Genomic DNA, 16,575 nt, shown 5'->3' with positions numbered 1-16,575 from the left:
TCAGCCCCCACGCAAACCAGCTACTTGCGCGCCGCTTCCAGGCGCACCAGCAGCGGCGCATACATGGCGCGCGTATGGCTGCTCCAACGGGCCATGGCGCTGTCGATATCGAGCAGCAGGCGCTCCGACAACACTTTGTCGCCCTGCTGCAGCGCCCAGATCGCGCACTCGGCGCGGCACTCGAAGCTGTTGTAGCGCGTCAGCGCATCGTCGAATTCCGCCTTCGCTTCTTGCTGTCGCCCGCTTTGCGCCAGCGCGCGCGCCGTCAGCAGGGACACCATCTCGGGACGGAAACGGATGTCGCTGCGGCGAATGAATTCCAGGTGCGTCAGTGCTTCGGTGCCCCGTTCGCATTCCAGATAGGCGCGCGCGGCGCCCAGGCGAATTTCCAGGTCCGATGAAAACGCTCCCTGCAGGCAGGCTTCATACGTCGATGCCGCTTCGCGCGCATCGCCCGCTTCGAGCAGCGCGCTGGCCAGGCGCATCTGGTTTTGCGCCGTCGGCGTGTACTCAAAGGCAGCTTTCGCCTCGCGCAATTCGCGGTTCGGATCGAGTACCTGCACTGCCACCGACGCGACCTTGCGCGCGCCCTGCGGCAGGCGTGAATTGGGCAGGTAGATGGCGAAGAAATACACCACGCTGCCCAGCAGCGGGAACATGAATAAAATGAGCAGCCAGTACAGCTGCTGCCCGTTGCGCACCACGTGAACGGCAAAAAATACCGCGATCAGGATGTGGATGCCTATGCCAAAAATCGTCATGCTGCGACCTCGTTCGTGACGGGAGCAGCTGACACCATGCCGCCGCTTTCCCTGGCCAGAATATTACACCGGCCGCGGCAAACGGTCGCGCCGGGCACGCGCGCCTATGGCGTCTTGGCCGACCAGCCGCCGCCCATGGCCCGGTACAGGTCGACCGAAGCGACGAGGATGCGCGTCTTCAGCTGCAGCAGTCCCACGTCGGCGCTGTACAAGGTACGCTGAGCATCGAGTTCTTCCAGGTACGATGCGTAGCCATTGCGGTAGCGGTTATGCGCGATGCGCAGGGTATCCGCCGCCGTGGCACGGCGCGCGTCGTTTTCCACGGCCTGCTGCCGCAGCCGGTAGATGGCGCCCAGGCTGTTTTCCGTTTCGGCGAAGGCGTTGCGCACCACGTTTTCATACGCATACACGAGCTGGTCGCGCTGCGCGCCGGCCGCATCCGTCTGCGCCTGCACCCTGCCGCCATCGAGCAGGGGGCCGGCCGCCAGCGCCGTCAGGCGCCACAGGGCGGTGGGCGCATGCAGGAAATCGGTGAGGGTTGTGGCTTGCCCGCCGCCCGCCGCCGTCAGCTTGAATGAGGGCAACAGCTGGTCGCGCGTGGCAGCCAGGCTGGCGTTGGCGGCCGCCAGGTTGTGTTCCGCGCGCGCGATGTCGGGTCGCCGGCGCAGCAATTCGGACGGCAAGCCGGCCGGCACGCCAGGCGCTGCCAGCTCAGCCAGCGGCAAGCCGCGCGCGATGGGGCCGGGATTGCCGCCGACGAGGATGGCCAGCGCGTTTTCCTGTTCGAAGATCTGCCGCTGCAGCTGCGGCACCTGCTCGGCCGCCGCATGGTATTCCGATTGCGCCTGCAGCCATTCCAGGCGCGAACTGTAGCCCACCTCGAACTGCTTGCGCGCCAGCTCGCGCGACTGTTCGCGCAGCTGCAGGGTCGATTGCGTCAGCGCCAGCTGCGCGTCCAAGCCACGCAGGTTCAGGTAGCTCGTCGCCACACTGGCGGCGATCGACAGGGCCGCCGCATCGAGGCTGGCCTGCTCGGCGCGGTAACTCTCGCCCGCAGCGTCGCTCAGACTGGCCAGCCGGCCCCACACATCGATTTCGTAGCTGGCCTGCAGTTCCGCCTGGAAGACATTCGTCACATACGGCTTGCCGCTGGATGCCAGGGTGCGCGTGCGCGTGGGTGAGCCATCGAACGCCAGGTTAGGCGCACGGTTGGCATCGGCCTGCGCCAGGCGCGCGCGGTATTCCTGCACGCGGGCGCGCGCCACGCGCAAGTCGCCATTGCGCGCCAGCGCCTCGCCCACCAGGTCGCTCAAGACCGGATCGCCGAAGGCTTGCCACCACAGTTGCTCGACATGGGATTCAGTCGCCGCCGGTGAACCGCCCGCCTGCGCGCGCCAGCCGGATGGCAACTGCAGTGCCGATGCGGGCTGCGGTGGCGCGTTGGCGGCGCAGCCGGCCAGCGCCAGCGCGCCGGCTATCAACAAGGCGCGGCGCCTCATGGCCTGGCCTTTTTCGGCGCCGGCGGTGGCGCCGGATTGTCCGCCGAGTCGTTCAGCACGGCCGACGTGTCGACGCTGACCACCACCGACATGCCCGGCACGAGCCTGCGCGCATTTGCCTGCCCCGCATCGATGCGGATGCGCACGGGAATGCGCTGGGCAATTTTGAGGTAGTTGCCCGTCGCATTATCGGCCGGCAGCACGGAAAACTCAGAACCCGTGGCCGGCGAGATGCGCTCCACCTGGCCAGTCAGCACGGCGCCATCCAGGGCGTCGACGTGGAAGGTGGCGCTCTGCCCTTCCTGCACGCCGTTCATCTGCGTTTCCTTGAAATTGGCGATCACCCACATCTGGCGCGGCACCAGCGCCATCAGCTGCGCGCCCGAATTCACGTACGCGCCCTGGCGCACCGTCACCTGGCCCAACTGGCCGTCGGATGGCGCCACGATGCGCGTGTTATCGAGGTCGATCTTCGCTGCCTTGACGGCCGCCTGCGCGTTCGCCACGGCCGCCGCCAAAGCCTGCTTGTTGACCACCACGCTATGCACGCTTTGCTGGGCGATGTCGAGATTGGCGCGGGCCTGCGCCAGCGCCGCGGCCATCTGCGCCTGCGTGGCGCGCGACTGGTCGTGTTCGCGCTGCGACAGGGAACCGTCGGCCACCAATTGTTCCACGCGATTCAGGTCGGCACTGGCCTTGCGCGCCTGCGCTTCCGCATTGGCCATGACGGCCTCGCTGACGGAAATGCCCGCCTGCGCGCTAGCTTTCTGCTGTGCCCAGTTCGACAGCGCCGCCTGCTGCGCGGCCAGCTGCGCCTGCGCCTGCTCGTAGCGCTGCTGGTAGATGCGGTCGTCGATGCGCACCAGCAGCTGGCCTTCCTTCACATCCATGAAATCCTGCACCGTCACTTCCACCACATAGCCGGACAGCTGCGTGCCGATGATGGTCACCTGCCCCCGCACGGTGGCGTTTTCCGTCGTCACGATGGGACTGGTGAACGGCGGCAAACGCCACGCGTACAGCACGATCAGCACGCCCACCAGGGCCACAGAGGCAAAGGCCAGCGCGGACAGCCACTGGTGGCGCCGGTCCGGTTGCGCCGTGGAGGCGGCGGGTGCGGGTGCGGTGGGAGGTACTGGCGGCGTGGTGTTATTTTCTGTCATTGTTCGGTTCCGAATTGGTAATGGGGACGATGGCCATGGCCGTCTGCGCATCGCGCACGGGACCGACCAGGCGGCGCGCGCCGGAGGTGATGCGGGTCCAGGACTGGCTGACCAGCATCCAGACCAAGGTGGCAATGGCGACGCCGGCGATCATCAAAAAAACATCGTTGTAGGCCAGCACATTGGCTTCGCGCGTGGCGATGGCGCCCAGGCGCGCCACGCCCTGGGCGCTGCGCAAGGTGGGGTCGGCCAATACGCTGCCATAGCTTGCGGCGCCCGACTGCACGCGCGCGGCCACTTGCGGATCGAGCATGGTGAGATGCTCGACCAGGTAGCTGGAATGGTATTTTTCGCGCGCCGTCTGGATGGTGCCGACGATGGCCGCACCGAGCAAGCCGCCCAGGTTCTGCGTCATGGTAAACATCACGGAAAAACTCACCAGGTTGCGCGGTTCGGCGATCACGGCGCCCATGCCGGCCACCATGGTGGGACCGAGGAAATACGTGCCGCCAAAGGCCAGCAGGAACTGGCTGACATACATGTTGACGGGGCGCGTCTGGCTGGTGGCGTGCGCGTCGATCAGGGCGCCGACAGCGATCAGCAGCAGCGCGAACATCAGCGAGCGGTTCAGCGTCGCCGGATTGATCGTCAGCGCGCTGACCACCAGGCCCGCCACGCTGCCCAGGAGCACCACGATGAACAGGTTCTGCATCTGGTCCGTGTTCAAGCCCAGCGCCTGCAGGAAGCCCACGGCGCCCGTCGATTCGGACAGCACGATGCGAAACAGCAGCACGGATAAAAACAGCTTGGCGATCTTGCCCGTGGTGAGCCAGCGCGTATTGAGCAGCGGGCGCGCGCGGTTATGCTCGATGGCCAGCGAGGCGGCGATCAGCACGATGGAGCACGCCAGGCACACACCCACCCACTCGGACTCCATCCACCACGCCGTGCGCCCCTGCGCCAGCACCGCGCACAGCAAAGCCACGCCGGGCGCGAACAGGATGAAGGTGAGGAAGTCGAGCGGCTCGAACGTTTGCACGCGGTCGCCGGGCGGCAGTTTCAGGGCCAGCACGCAGCCCAGCGCCAGCAGGGCCAGCCCCAGCTCGAACAGGTACAGGCCGTGCCATTCGCCGATCTGCAGCAGTTCGGAAGTGAAGATGCGCGCCAGGGGCAGCGCCAGCTGGGCAAAGCCAAGGCCCAGCACCACGCCTTTCAGGCGGTGCCGCGCGGGAAACGCCTGCAGGGTGTAGTACAGACCCAGCACCCCCAGCGCGCCACCCACCATGCCATGCGCAGCGCGCACGGCGATCGCCGACGGCAAGGTATTGGCATACAAGTGGGCGAACGTCACCAGCGCATACAACACCAGGAACGCTTCCGTGAACAGGCGCAGGCCGAACTGCTGGCGGAATTTCACCAGCAGCAGATTCATGGACACGATGGTCATCACGTAGGCGGCCGGCAGCCACTGCATCTGGTAGGCATAGGCGGCCAGCGAACCTTGCAGGTTCAGCAGATTGGCCGTCACCAGGCCGTTGCCCAGTCCCCCCGTCAGCGCCACGATCAGGCCGACGATGAAATACGCGACACGCTTGGGCGTCGAATGTTCGGGCATCGATGGCGACCCGGGCAAGGTCGGGCGTTCTCCCGGCCCCCAGGTGCGAGGTGTGTACTTGTCCATGCGGTAATCGCGATCCGGTTTGCTGAAGCCGTTCTTTGCTGCTGCTTTGCTTCCTTCAAGCAAATAGTTGCAAATGAACAGTTCTAGTCAGCAGCATATCACCGCAGGACGTTTTTATTGTTTACATTGATGGAAGCTGTTGTCCAGCCGCTCACGTCCCCGTTTTCGCGATACCACTGCGGTCACGCCTGCGCGAAAAATACCAGTCGACCATGTAGCGGATGACACAGGCGAACAGTGTCATCTGGAGGCTGGCCATAGCCAAGGCGCGTGGCGTTGCACTGAAACTGGCAAACAGCAGGGCCAGGGCACCAAAGACAAAGCCGAATTGCGCCGTGCGGCGTGCCGGCGTGGCCAGAGCAGCCTGCCCGGTAAAGTACCAGCCCAGGCCTGCGTACAGCGTAGCAGCGACGGCCAGCATGCAGGCCACAGGCATGGCGGCCGGCAGTAGCCAGTCCAAGGCGGACAATAGCGCGGCGCCCGCCGCCAGCAGCGCCAGCAAGCCGGCGGCGCGATAGCGCGCGAGGGCCGCGCTGGAAATTGCCGCCACAGGCAAAGGGCTGTCTTGCGGTGCCGGCTCACGCAGCGACAGCACGCGCACGTCGATGCCGAAGACGGCAGCCAGAGCCATGCGCGTTTCATTGGACGCGCTGCCATCGGCTTCGACCCGCTGTATAGTGCGCAGACTCACGTCGGCGCTGGTCGCCAATTGCTCCTGCGACCAGGCGCGCTCCGGGCGTAGCCGCCGGACGGTGCTTGCATCAATTTTCATGTCGTCATCCATGGTAAGGCTCCAATAAGAAAGAAAGGAAGCCAAGGATGCCGAGTTTACAACAAAAATACGACGACACCATGCCGCCAGCGGGGTGACAGCAAGCCGCCACTCCAGTAATGCAGCAGGCTGGCTCCTTGCCTCACACCCGCGGCGGGTCCGTCTCGCGTGCAAACGCCCGGTGCGCCGCCAGCGCCTTGTTAAAGGCCGCCACGGCTTTCACCACGTCGCCGGACGGCGCGACGATGATGGCGGGATCCGGCTTGCCATCGGGCAGTGTCACCGGCACGCCAGCCTTGTCCAGCAAGTCCTTGCCTGCACCGATGGCCAGTATCGGCTTGCAGTGGCGGTACTGCAGGCGCAGGAAGTCGAGCGCATTGGCGTCGCTGCCCAGTTGCTGCACGGCGCCCTGGCCGTCCGGCACCACGACGGCGTCGAACAGCACGGACGGTCCCGCTTCGAGCGAGATTTCCACGTCGAGCGGCGCGCCGCCGCTGGTGTCGACTTTGCCCAGGTGGCTGCCCACCAGGCGCGGCACGGCGCCATCGGCCAGCAGCGCGGCATAAATAGTGCGCACCTGCGCGCCATCGCTGCCCGGCCCCACCAGAATGGCCACGCGCAAGGTATGGATGCCCGTCTTGCCGGGACGGAAAAAGAGCGACAGGGCTGGCGATGGCGGATACGCCGGCAGCGGCTGCAGGGAGGCGCGCGGCATGACGGGCGGCAGCGCCAGGCCCAGGCCATCGGCCAGGCGCTGCGCCAGGGTCTCGTCGACATTGCGCAGCATGGCGACGATGCGCTGGCGGATCGCCACCGTCTGCACCTTGCTCAGCTCAAAGCGGAACGCATGCACGATATGGTCTTGCTCGACCGGCGTCTGGCTGATCCAGAACAGGCGCGCCTGGCCATAGTGCTCGGCGAATTTTTCGGGCTTGCCGCGTACATTATCACCTTCCGCGGAGGCGGGGAAACTGTTGAAACCCTTCGCGCCCGCCTGGAACGGGCAGCCGCCCGCCAGCGAGTTCGGTTCATACGCGACCCGGCCCCGGTTGATGGCCTGACGGTGGATACCGTCGCGCTGGTTGTTGTGCACGGGCGCCAGCGGCGCATTGATGGGGATTTCATGGAAGTTGGCGCCGCCCAGGCGCGTCAGCTGGGTATCGACATACGAGTGGATGCGGCCTTGCAGCAGCGGGTCGTTGGAAAAATCGATGCCGGGCACGATGTGCGCCGTGCAGAACGCCACCTGCTCCGTCTCGGCAAAAAAATTATCGGGATTGCGGTTCAAGACCATTTTCCCGACGGGGACAAGCGGGACAAGTTCTTCGGGGATCAGCTTGGTCGGATCGAGCACGTCGAAGGGGAACGCTTCGGCTTGCGCTTCCGTGAATACCTGGAAGGACAGCTCGTATTCGGGATACGCGCCGCACTCGATGGCTTCCCACAGGTCGCGCCGGTGGAAATCGGAATCGGCGCCGCTGATCTTGACGGCTTCGTCCCACACGAGCGAATGCGTGCCGGCCATGGGCGACCAGTGGAATTTGCAAAAGACGGACTGCCCCTTGGCATTCACGAGGCGGAAGGTATGCACGCCGAAGCCCTGCATCATCCGATAACTGCGCGGGATGGCGCGGTCCGACATGGCCCACATCAGCATGTGCGTGATTTCCGGCGACAGCGAGGCGAAATCCCAGAAGGTGTCGTGCGCACTGGCCGCCTGCGGCATGCCATTGTGCGGCTCGGGTTTGACGGCGTGCACCAAGTCGGGGAATTTCATCGCATCCTGGATGAAGAAGACGGGGATGTTATTGCCGACCAGGTCCCAGTTGCCCTCGTCCGTATAAAACTTCACGGCAAAGCCGCGCACATCGCGCGCCGTATCGGTGGAACCGCGTTCGCCGGCCACCGTGGAAAAACGCACAAAGACAGGCGTGCGCTTGCCCGCCTTGGCGAACAGCTTGGCGCGCGTATGCTTGCTTTGCTCCTTGTAGCATTCGAAGTAACCGTGGGCAGCCGAACCGCGCGCATGCACGACGCGCTCGGGGATGCGCTCATGGTCGAAATGCGTGAGCTTTTCACGCAGGATAAAATCTTCCATCAGGGTGGGGCCGCGCAAGCCCGCCTTCAGCGAATTCTGGTTGTCGCCGACGGGCACGCCCTGGTTGGTGGTCAGCACGCAGCCGCTATCGTCGCTACGTGCGCCATCGAGCGAGCTATTGAGCGCATTCTCGCCCAGCGCGGGCTGACCATCGCCCGTCTTCGGAGACGCTGTCGTTTCGCCCGTGGTGCTGGCCGTGGCCAGCGGTTCGCCCGTTGCCACATGCACGCCTTCGACCGGCGTGCGCGCCGCCTCGCCATACTGGCCGTCTTCCTTGGGATTGACGGCCATGGCGGCGGCCAGTTGCTGGCCGGCGGCCGTCTTTTGCAGCAGCGTGCGGGTCACGTCATTCTCCGCGCCCAGGTTGTGTGGCGCCTTGCTATCGGATGGGCCGGACATGCTGCTCAATACGGAACCCGCACCGTCCGTGGACGGCGTTTTCTTGTTGCTAGCCATTACATCTCCTGTGAGTAGTTTGCCCCGGGAAGTAACGCTACAACTCCCTCATTCAGCGCACGAACAGGGCAATCAAAATAATGATGGGGATAGGTATGCCGATCAAGCACAACAAAACGGAGCGCAGCATCACTCTCGTATACTGCCTGCTACTGTGCGCGTGGGCGCTGGACCACCGCGCCATGACGGTGCAGGGAACAGCGCCCACGACATTGCCTTCCAGGAAAGCGTCAAACTTATTTACGCGAACCCAGCAGTTTCGACAAGCCATAACCGGCCGCTGCCGCAATCAGCAAGGATACGGCCGGGCGCTCGCGCACGTAGCCGCGGCCCGTCTCGCCAGCGCGCTGGCAGGCGGCGCCCAATTGCTTGCCGCGGGCCATCAGCGTTTCGGAAGCCTTGCTGACGGTGTCGCTGACTTGGTCGATGCGGTCGCCCACCTGGTCCACGCCGTCATGGGCGCGCGTGGCCACCTTGTCGGCCAGGGGCTGGGCCTGGCTTGCCACCTTGTCGATGGTGCGGTGCAAGTCCTGGCGGGTATCCTGCGCGGTGCCGTTCAAATCAGAGCTGGTTTTTTCAATCGCGTTCATGATGGTTTCCTTTAACAGTGAATAATTTCAACCATGCTCGATACCGTGACCGAATCATGATTCTCCTCGCTTCGGGGAAAAAGAAGCGGCTAAACGCTGCCGGGGTGATCCATATCAAATACTGGATCAGCAGCAAGCTGTTGACACCACCTTAACCGCGCCTGCCGCACGCCACCGTGCGCTGCCACACCTTGTGACCCATACTTATATTCCTGCGGGAAATACCAATCGCCGCCGGCCTGTGGCTGCAGGCGGGGCTCAAGGCCGTCATGCCGCCGTGTGCAGGCCTAGCGCGCTCGCAACTAGCCCAGCTGCGGGTTCGTCCTACCGGCTGGCTTGATGGCCGCAGGATTCAAACTTTCCACCAGGCTGCCGACGCGATCCTGGTCGATGCCGTGCATGCCGGGACCATTGCTTTGCGGATCTGTGCCTGCCGTCGGGCTGGTGCGTGGCTGAGTCGCACGCGCGCCTTGATCGGCCTGCCATTGATCGTCACTGACGCCAGAGCGGCGTCTTTCGATACAGGCCACGACGCCGCTCAGGCACCGTTTGCGCATGCTGGTGTGGCCCGTCGCAAGTGCAGCTCGTCAATGCGCCAGATCGCCGCTAGGGGCGATCCTGGTGGTCTCCAATAGTTGCTCGCATAGCTCGCTCGCTTTGAGATAACTCAACGCTTCAATGCTTTCCTCGATCAATGCAAATTCGTCCGGCATCAGTGTGCCGAACGCGTCCTGTACGCGAGCGAACGCGTCGTCGGCCTCCAGGTCTCCAGCAGCGAGCAATTGCTGCAATTCCAGGATCCGAGTACGTAGCACTGCGATGTCCGATATCGGCGTGGGGGCCTTGGTCGCCGGAGCCATCTGCGCCAGATACTGCTTGGCCGCCTCGATTACCTGCGCCGCCAGCAGCCATAATTCATCCAGTTCACGCCAGGCGTCGTTGGATGCCTGTTGCTCCAATAACTGCTCTTCTTTGATTACCATCTCGGTAAGTCGATTGGCGCCGATGGTCCCGGAAACACCCTTCAGGGTATGCAATATACGATGGGCATCACTATACTGCTTGTCTTGAATGGCCGTCCGAAAAGCCGATTCAAAGCTGCCCACCTCTTGGATGAAGCCCTTGAGTGCCCGTTGATAAATAGGCATGCTTCCGCCTAATCTGCGCAGGGCCGATGTCACGTCAAAATCAGCCATCTCATCTGTCACCGTGCCATCTGAGGTGACCACCGCATCGAGGGGCAGAGCGCGCTTCGTATATTGCAAAATGACCCCGATCAGTTGCGCCAGGTCGAATGGTTTGCCGACATGGTCATTCATGCCTGCGGCCAGAGCTGCATCGCGATCCGATGGCATCGCATTGGCTGTCATGGCGATAATAGGCAATGCTTCCTGGGTGAATTGTTGACGGATGATGCGGGTCGCGGTATAGCCATCCATATCCGGCATTTGTATGTCCATCAGCACGACATCAAATAAGTGAACGGCGCCATCGATCGCGTCGATACCTGCCTGCCCGCTGGCGGCGACAGAGACCATGGCCCCATCGTTACTCAACAGCTCATGGGCGACTTGCTGATTGATCAGGTTGTCTTCCACCACCAAGATGCGCAGCCCAGCCAGGCGCTGCTGGTTCACCATCTGCTGCGCGGCGATAGGAATGACTTTTCCCACACTGGCGCGGCTCTCGGCCACGGCATCAAAGAGCATGGACGCAGTCACCGGCTTGACCAGAAAGCCGTCAAACAGACTGGGCATTTGGCTTTGTCGTTGCGCCAGCAGTTCGCGCCCATGCGCCGTCACCATCATCACCATGGAACAGGTATCCGGCCGCAACAACTGGCGTATCCGTTCGCACGTTTCCCATCCATCCATTTCGGGCATGCGCCAGTCAACAAAGATCACATCGTATTCCTGGTCCTTGGCACCTTGCTCAACAAGACGCAGAGCGTCGATGCCGCAACTGGCGCTGTCGACCGACCAGCCGAACGACTGCAACATGTCCAGCAATATCTGTCTGGCGCAGGCATTGTCGTCCACCAGCAGGCAATGCAAGTCTTGCATGTCGAGCGTGCCACCCTGCTGTCCCTGCGGTCCCTGCAGTTCAGGCTCGTCGGCAGGCGCGCAGTCGATCGTAAAATAAAATGTGCTGCCCTGGCCGACGACGCTGTTAACTGCCAGGGTGCCCCCCATCAGTTGCACCAGCCGCTCACTGATGGCCAAGCCCAGGCCGCTGCCGCCATAGCGGCGCGCTGTGGATGCCTCCGCTTGCGAAAAGCCCTGGAAAATACGCGCGCATTGCTCCGGCGAGATGCCGATCCCCGTATCGCGTACGGCAAACGACAACGCCAGACGGGCCGGCTCTTGCGCCTGTACCGCCACGGACAACACGACTTCGCCCCGTTCGGTAAATTTGATGGCGTTGCCGGCCAAATTAATCAAGACCTGCTGCAGCCGCAGCGCGTCGCCGACGATCCAGCGCGGCATCGCCGGATCGATTTCAAACAGCACTTCGAGTTCACGGTTACCCAAATTGGCCGATAGGATCACTGACACGTCGCGCAACAGCCGGTCAACGTTGAAGGGATGCGGGTCCAGCGTCAGCTTACCCGCTTCCACTCTGGAAAAGTCCAGAATGTCATTGAGGATACTCAACAGAGCGCGCGCGGCAGTCTCCGCCTTGCCGACGTAATCGCCCTGCCGATGATTGAGCCCGGTCTGCGCCAGTAGCTGCAGCATGCCCAGGATGGCATTCATGGGCGTGCGAATTTCGTGGCTCATATTCGCCAGAAACTCCGATTTGGCGCGATTGGCTGCATCCGACAACTCCTTGGCCGCCCGCAAGCTCGATTCAATCTTGATATGGTCCGTCACATCGAGATTGATGCCAGTCACCCGCACCGCTTTGCCCTGGACATCGTGCTCAATATACGCGCCGGCCTTGATATGGCGCACATCGCCGTTGGTATGGACCACCCGGAACACAGGATCGAAGGTAGCGCGCCCTTCGGCGGCGGCCTGCAGCTGGGCCGCCGTCGCCTCGACATCATCCGGGTGCACGCGAGCGCGCCAGTGTTCATAATTCAAGCCCGTGTGCCTGAGTGACTTGGGCTGGTCGTACAGCGCATACATCAAGTCGTTCCACTCCAGGGCATTGTCAGCCAGCACCCAGGTCCAGATGCCCAGGCCAGCTACATCGGACGCCATCAGCAACTGGTCGCGCGCTGCGCTCAAGGCGGCAGAGGCCAAGCGCCGCTCGGTAACATCCTGAAATGCGCCTACCAGGCGCAAAGGCTGACCGCTGTCGTCCAACTCCACCTCGCCGACCACGCGCGCCCATATCGGACGGCCCTGCCCTGTCATGAGCGGCAACTCCATATTCCAAGACGTATGCTTTTCCAAGGCCTGTTGCAACGCCGCTTCGATGACCGGGCGCGCTTCGGGGGCATAGAAATGGATGGCTTCTTCCATCGTCGGGTTGTAGCCGGTGGGCATGTCATGCATGCGGCAAGTTTGATCCGACCACACGATTCTATTTTCCTTCAGATACACCGTCCAGGCGCCCACGCCGGCGATCTGGCCCGTACGTTCCAGGTCACGGGAGCGCAATTGCAGGTCATCATTGAGCACTTCCAGGGCAATCTGGGCCTGCTTGAGCTCAGTAATGTCCGTCACAAGCACGATAAAACCGCGCACCATGCCATGATCGACGTCAGGAATGTAATGCGCCAAGGTACATTTTTTACTGCCATCTACTTTTGTCAGGATACGCTCAAAGGTCTGGCTTTCACCTTTGAGGGCCGCGTTGATGTACGGGGTATTTTGCTGGAAAACTGCCTCACCCAGCAGCTCTTGCATGCCCATGCCTTCCATCTGTTCCCGGGTTCTGCCAAACCAATCCAGATAGGCAATATTGGCGAACCGGCAGCGCAACTCACTGTCCCAATAGCCCACCAATCCCGGAATATTGGCGCTCAGGGTATTCAAGAACCGGCTGTTGGCTTCGAGTGCCTGTTCGGCCGCGCGGCGTGCGCTCAGGTCTGCAGCCACGCCGAGATAGCCATAGATATCGCCGTTTTGTGCTTTTAGTGCCGTCACGCACAAGACGACGGGAATGTGTCGCCCATCCTTGCGCACGTAGGTCCATTCATATTCGTTCGGTAAGCCACGCAAAGCTTTGATGACGAAGACGTCAAAGCCTGGCACGACGACTTCATTGAGTTCGGCCGAAAATTGCGCCGCCCGATCAGCAACCTCAAGCGGATCGTGAAAAATTCCAGGATTGAGCTTGCCGATGGTCTCGCTGGCACTGTAACCGAGCATTTTTTCAGCGGCCGGATTAAATACCGTAATGAGGCCAGCTTGATCGGTGGCGATGATGGCATATCCTGCACTATTTAAAATAGCTTGCTGTACCACAAGGTAACTTTGAATCTCAGCGGTGCGCTCACTGACCTGTTGCTCCAGCGTAGCGTTCAAGGTGAGTATTTCTTTTTCTATCGCCTTTTGTGCGCTAATGTCGCGTGCCGTCTTGGCAACGCCGATGACTAGTCCCTGGCCGTTGCGTATCGGTGACACCATCACCGAAACATCGACCTGGCTGCCATCTTTGCGGTGCCAGGTGGTGATCAGATTGTCTATCCGCTCCCCTCGACCCACGCGTGCCAAAATATCGAGCTCTTGCTCAAGAAATTCATGCGGCACGATTAAGCTGCTCAATAGCTGGCCCACCGCCTCTGCGCTGGTGTAGCCAAACAACTCCTCGGCGCCGTGATTCCAGCTGGTGATCTTGCCTTGCAACGTTTTACTGATCATGGCGTCATGCGCACTTTCCACGATCGAGGCCAACTCCGCGCGTTTTTCGCCAGCGGCCGCCTTCATGCGCACGAAGACATAGACGATGAGGCTTGCGATAACAAAGCCGCCCAGGATGATGGCCAGCACCATGCGTTCGGTCCTCGCCACCCTGTCCGCGATGACGGCATCTGACTGCACCAGTGTCAGCGTGAGGAAGCGATGGGGATCGTGCTCATCGAGCGCAATGGTGCGTTGAAACGCATTTTCAAGTCCATCGGCACCAGAAAATACCTGCATGGCGCGGGGAAGGCCAGCGTCGGAGGATAACAACTTATGGTCATCTTGCCAACGCCAGCGTTGTCCAAGCTCGAAGCCAAAGACGTGACGCCCATCAGGATTGAGCAAGTAGTCGCCCTGGGCATTGGTCAGATAGACGTGAATGTTCTTGGACGAGTTACTGGCCAGCTCAGCGAATGCCGATTGCAGGTCCAGATTAATGAGGATCATCCCGAACAGGGTTCCATCGGGCGCGAACACCGGCGTACTGGTGCGCAGGGTCCGGACGTGGGGGAGCTCGAGCTGGCCACGCTCACGATTGAGGTTGAGGTCGGAAACATAGACCTGGCCAGGCGCCAGGTGCTGCACCGACTGAAAGTAATCGCGGTCGCCTTTGGACTGCAATTGATCAACTGGCACAACGACGATGTTGTTGTCCCGACGATCAACCCGCACCAGTTCCAAGCCATGCTTGGCCACGCCAATGAAGCGCACCTGGGTCAGGGCGGGATTGGTCTTGATATAGCTGCTGAAAATCTCCTGCAGACTCGTCCTCCAGAATGCGCCCGGCGTTTTCTCGACGGCATCGTATCCACCATTTCCCATGGCCCGCACCATGCCCTGTACCGGAGGCACCGCTGCCAGAAAGCGGACATCCAGGCGTAGCCGGTCGATTTCTTTTGATAAGGTCGCCACCCGCAATCCAGAAGAAGCTTGCATGCGCGATGATAACGATGCCAGCGCCTGGGCGCGTTCATTTGCGCCTGCCATAAGGCATATCAGGGTCGTCAGTAGCGCCAACATCAAGGCGCAACTGAGTGCGATAAGGATGGTGCGGTTGCGTGTGGAAATGTTTTTCAGAAGGCTCACGCAATAACCCTTTCATTCAATAGGTAGCGCGGACAGAGCGGCCCCGGTGCCCACCCGTGGCACCGGATGAGATCAATCATCGCTTATGCAGAATCTGATGCGATGACCCTGTTTCGACCGGCCGCTTTGGCGCGATACAGTGCTTGATCCGCCGCATCAATAAGTTGTCGAATCGTACATTTTTCGCTCGGCACTAACGCTGCCACGCCGACACTGATCGTGACGACATTGCCGCAGGAAGAAAACTGATGAGGAAGTTTCAAAGCATAAATTTTTTCGCACAGCCATGCGCCATATTTTCTCGCATCTTCCAGTGTCGTATGCGGCAAAATGGCCACAAATTCTTCGCCGCCATAACGGGCAACGATTTCACCGGGGCGTTTTGTTCCCAACTCGATGGTTTGGGCTACCATGCTCAGGCAAGTATCCCCTTCCAAATGCCCGTAGCCATCATTAAATGCCTTGAAGTGATCGATATCAATAAATGCCAGGCCAAGAGAGAGGCCCTGCCGTTTATGGCGCAAAAATTCCAATTCGATCATCTCATTGAAATAGCGGCGATTAAACAGCCCGGTCAGTCCATCTCGATTGGCCAAACTGAGCAATGCTGCCGCCTGACGCTGTACCTTCAGTTGTGTGCACGCACGCGCCCTGACGACCGGCTGGTTCAAGGGCTTGGTAATGAAATCGACGGCGCCCGCTTCTAATGCCTGGATTTCACTTTCTATGCTCGATTGTCCTGTAATGAAAATAATCGATGCATCCCGCGTATCAGCATTTTCCTTTAGCAGCTTGCATACTTCATAGCCGTTCATCACCGGCATTTCGACGTCCAGAAATATGAGTTGTGGTTGATGCTCGCGCGCCAGCGCGATGCCAGCCTCTCCGCTGGTGGCAAACCAGATTCTTCCCAGATCTTTCAATATCGCGCTTAGCAGCCGAATCGAAGTGACGCTATCGTCAATAATCAGAATCCGGCTTTGCTCTTCAGTTAAACTATTCATATCGCATACTCAATAAAGTATCGCAACGGAACACACGGTCAGCACACGTGCTCCACTATTAACTACTACTTTTCAGATGTGGCTTTAAGAGCGCAGCAGTTTTATCCAGAGTATCGAGCACGATACCAGAATTAAATGGTTTTAAAATAAACCCGCTGGCCCCAAGCTGAATTGCCGTCACGATGGTTGCTCGGTCATTACTGCCAGTCACCATCAAAACAGCCGTATTGGGTAAGGTTTTTTTGATTTCCATCAGGACATCTAAACCGTTGTAGCCCGGCATCTCAATGTCCAGGCACACAATATCAGGGCGCAATTTCCGCGCCCGCGCCAGGCCTGAAATCCCGTTATTGGCTTCGCCGATCACGTGATAGAGCTCGCCCTGAATAATCATACGCAATACCGCACGCGTTGTTTCATTGTCATCAATAATAAAAACACTCACACCATAAGGCTCAGGCATACGTTTTCCCGGACTTTTCGTTGAGAATTTGAGGTGTACTGTCAATAGCGGACACTCTTGTTTCAAGCCGCCCGTGGCTGTTTGCTGAATTTCTCAGCGAACAACGCGGGCGGAACATTGCCGAGGCGCGAGTGGCGCCGCTGGCG

11 protein-coding genes are annotated in these 16,575 nt (G+C 61.0%); all 11 read right to left on the bottom strand.

The window, feature by feature from the left end; all coding sequences use genetic code 11:
* Positions 1-20: 20 nt before the first annotated feature.
* The 11 genes from ACQ4WS_RS22975 to ACQ4WS_RS22925 all read right to left on the bottom strand — a co-directional run bounded on the left by ACQ4WS_RS22975 (position 21) and on the right by ACQ4WS_RS22925 (position 16,429).
* Complete coding sequence (locus tag ACQ4WS_RS22975) at positions 21-761, bottom strand: hypothetical protein (protein ID WP_436479329.1); 741 nt, start codon at positions 759-761, stop codon at positions 21-23.
* A 104-nt stretch (positions 762-865) separates the two neighbouring features.
* On the bottom strand, positions 866-2,260 hold the full coding sequence (locus ACQ4WS_RS22970; RefSeq protein ID WP_436479328.1) for an efflux transporter outer membrane subunit: 1,395 nt from the start codon (positions 2,258-2,260) through the stop codon (positions 866-868).
* Positions 2,257-3,423 (bottom strand): HlyD family secretion protein, encoded by a 1,167-nt coding sequence (locus tag ACQ4WS_RS22965; protein WP_436479327.1) that lies wholly within the window; start codon positions 3,421-3,423, stop codon positions 2,257-2,259. The genes ACQ4WS_RS22970 and ACQ4WS_RS22965 overlap by 4 nt, the downstream gene beginning before the upstream one ends.
* Complete coding sequence (locus ACQ4WS_RS22960) at positions 3,410-5,104, bottom strand: MFS transporter (RefSeq protein ID WP_436479326.1); 1,695 nt, start codon at positions 5,102-5,104, stop codon at positions 3,410-3,412. Before ACQ4WS_RS22960 ends, ACQ4WS_RS22965 begins: the two co-directional genes overlap by 14 nt.
* A gap of 151 nt (positions 5,105-5,255) precedes the next feature.
* Positions 5,256-5,876 carry a helix-turn-helix transcriptional regulator gene (locus ACQ4WS_RS22955; RefSeq protein ID WP_436479325.1) on the bottom strand — a complete coding sequence of 207 codons (621 nt, stop codon included), beginning with the start codon at positions 5,874-5,876 and terminating at the stop codon, positions 5,256-5,258.
* Between the two features lie 142 nt (positions 5,877-6,018).
* Positions 6,019-8,430, bottom strand: a complete 2,412-nt coding sequence (locus ACQ4WS_RS22950) for a catalase (protein ID WP_436479324.1) — start codon at positions 8,428-8,430, stop codon at positions 6,019-6,021.
* A gap of 236 nt (positions 8,431-8,666) precedes the next feature.
* Positions 8,667-9,020, bottom strand: a complete 354-nt coding sequence (locus ACQ4WS_RS22945; RefSeq protein ID WP_436479323.1) for an ElaB/YgaM/YqjD family protein — start codon at positions 9,018-9,020, stop codon at positions 8,667-8,669.
* Between the two features lie 302 nt (positions 9,021-9,322).
* On the bottom strand, positions 9,323-9,577 hold the full coding sequence (locus tag ACQ4WS_RS22940) for a hypothetical protein (RefSeq protein WP_436479322.1): 255 nt from the start codon (positions 9,575-9,577) through the stop codon (positions 9,323-9,325).
* A gap of 30 nt (positions 9,578-9,607) precedes the next feature.
* The gene (locus tag ACQ4WS_RS22935; RefSeq protein ID WP_436479321.1) at positions 9,608-14,962 is read right to left on the bottom strand and encodes a PAS domain S-box protein; all 5,355 of its coding nucleotides are present in this window, start codon (positions 14,960-14,962) and stop codon (positions 9,608-9,610) included.
* Positions 14,963-15,045: 83 nt separating this feature from the next.
* Positions 15,046-15,966 (bottom strand): diguanylate cyclase, encoded by a 921-nt coding sequence (locus tag ACQ4WS_RS22930; RefSeq protein ID WP_436479320.1) that lies wholly within the window; start codon positions 15,964-15,966, stop codon positions 15,046-15,048.
* 58 nt (positions 15,967-16,024) lie between these two features.
* Positions 16,025-16,429 (bottom strand): response regulator transcription factor, encoded by a 405-nt coding sequence (locus tag ACQ4WS_RS22925; protein WP_436479319.1) that lies wholly within the window; start codon positions 16,427-16,429, stop codon positions 16,025-16,027.
* Positions 16,430-16,575 lie beyond the last annotated feature (146 nt).

Source organism: Janthinobacterium leeuwenhoeki, assembly GCF_051380795.1.
Lineage (GTDB): Bacteria > Pseudomonadota > Gammaproteobacteria > Burkholderiales > Burkholderiaceae_D > Janthinobacterium.
Note: the sequence above shows the minus strand (reverse complement) of the source record. Positions and strands in the feature narration are given on the sequence as shown.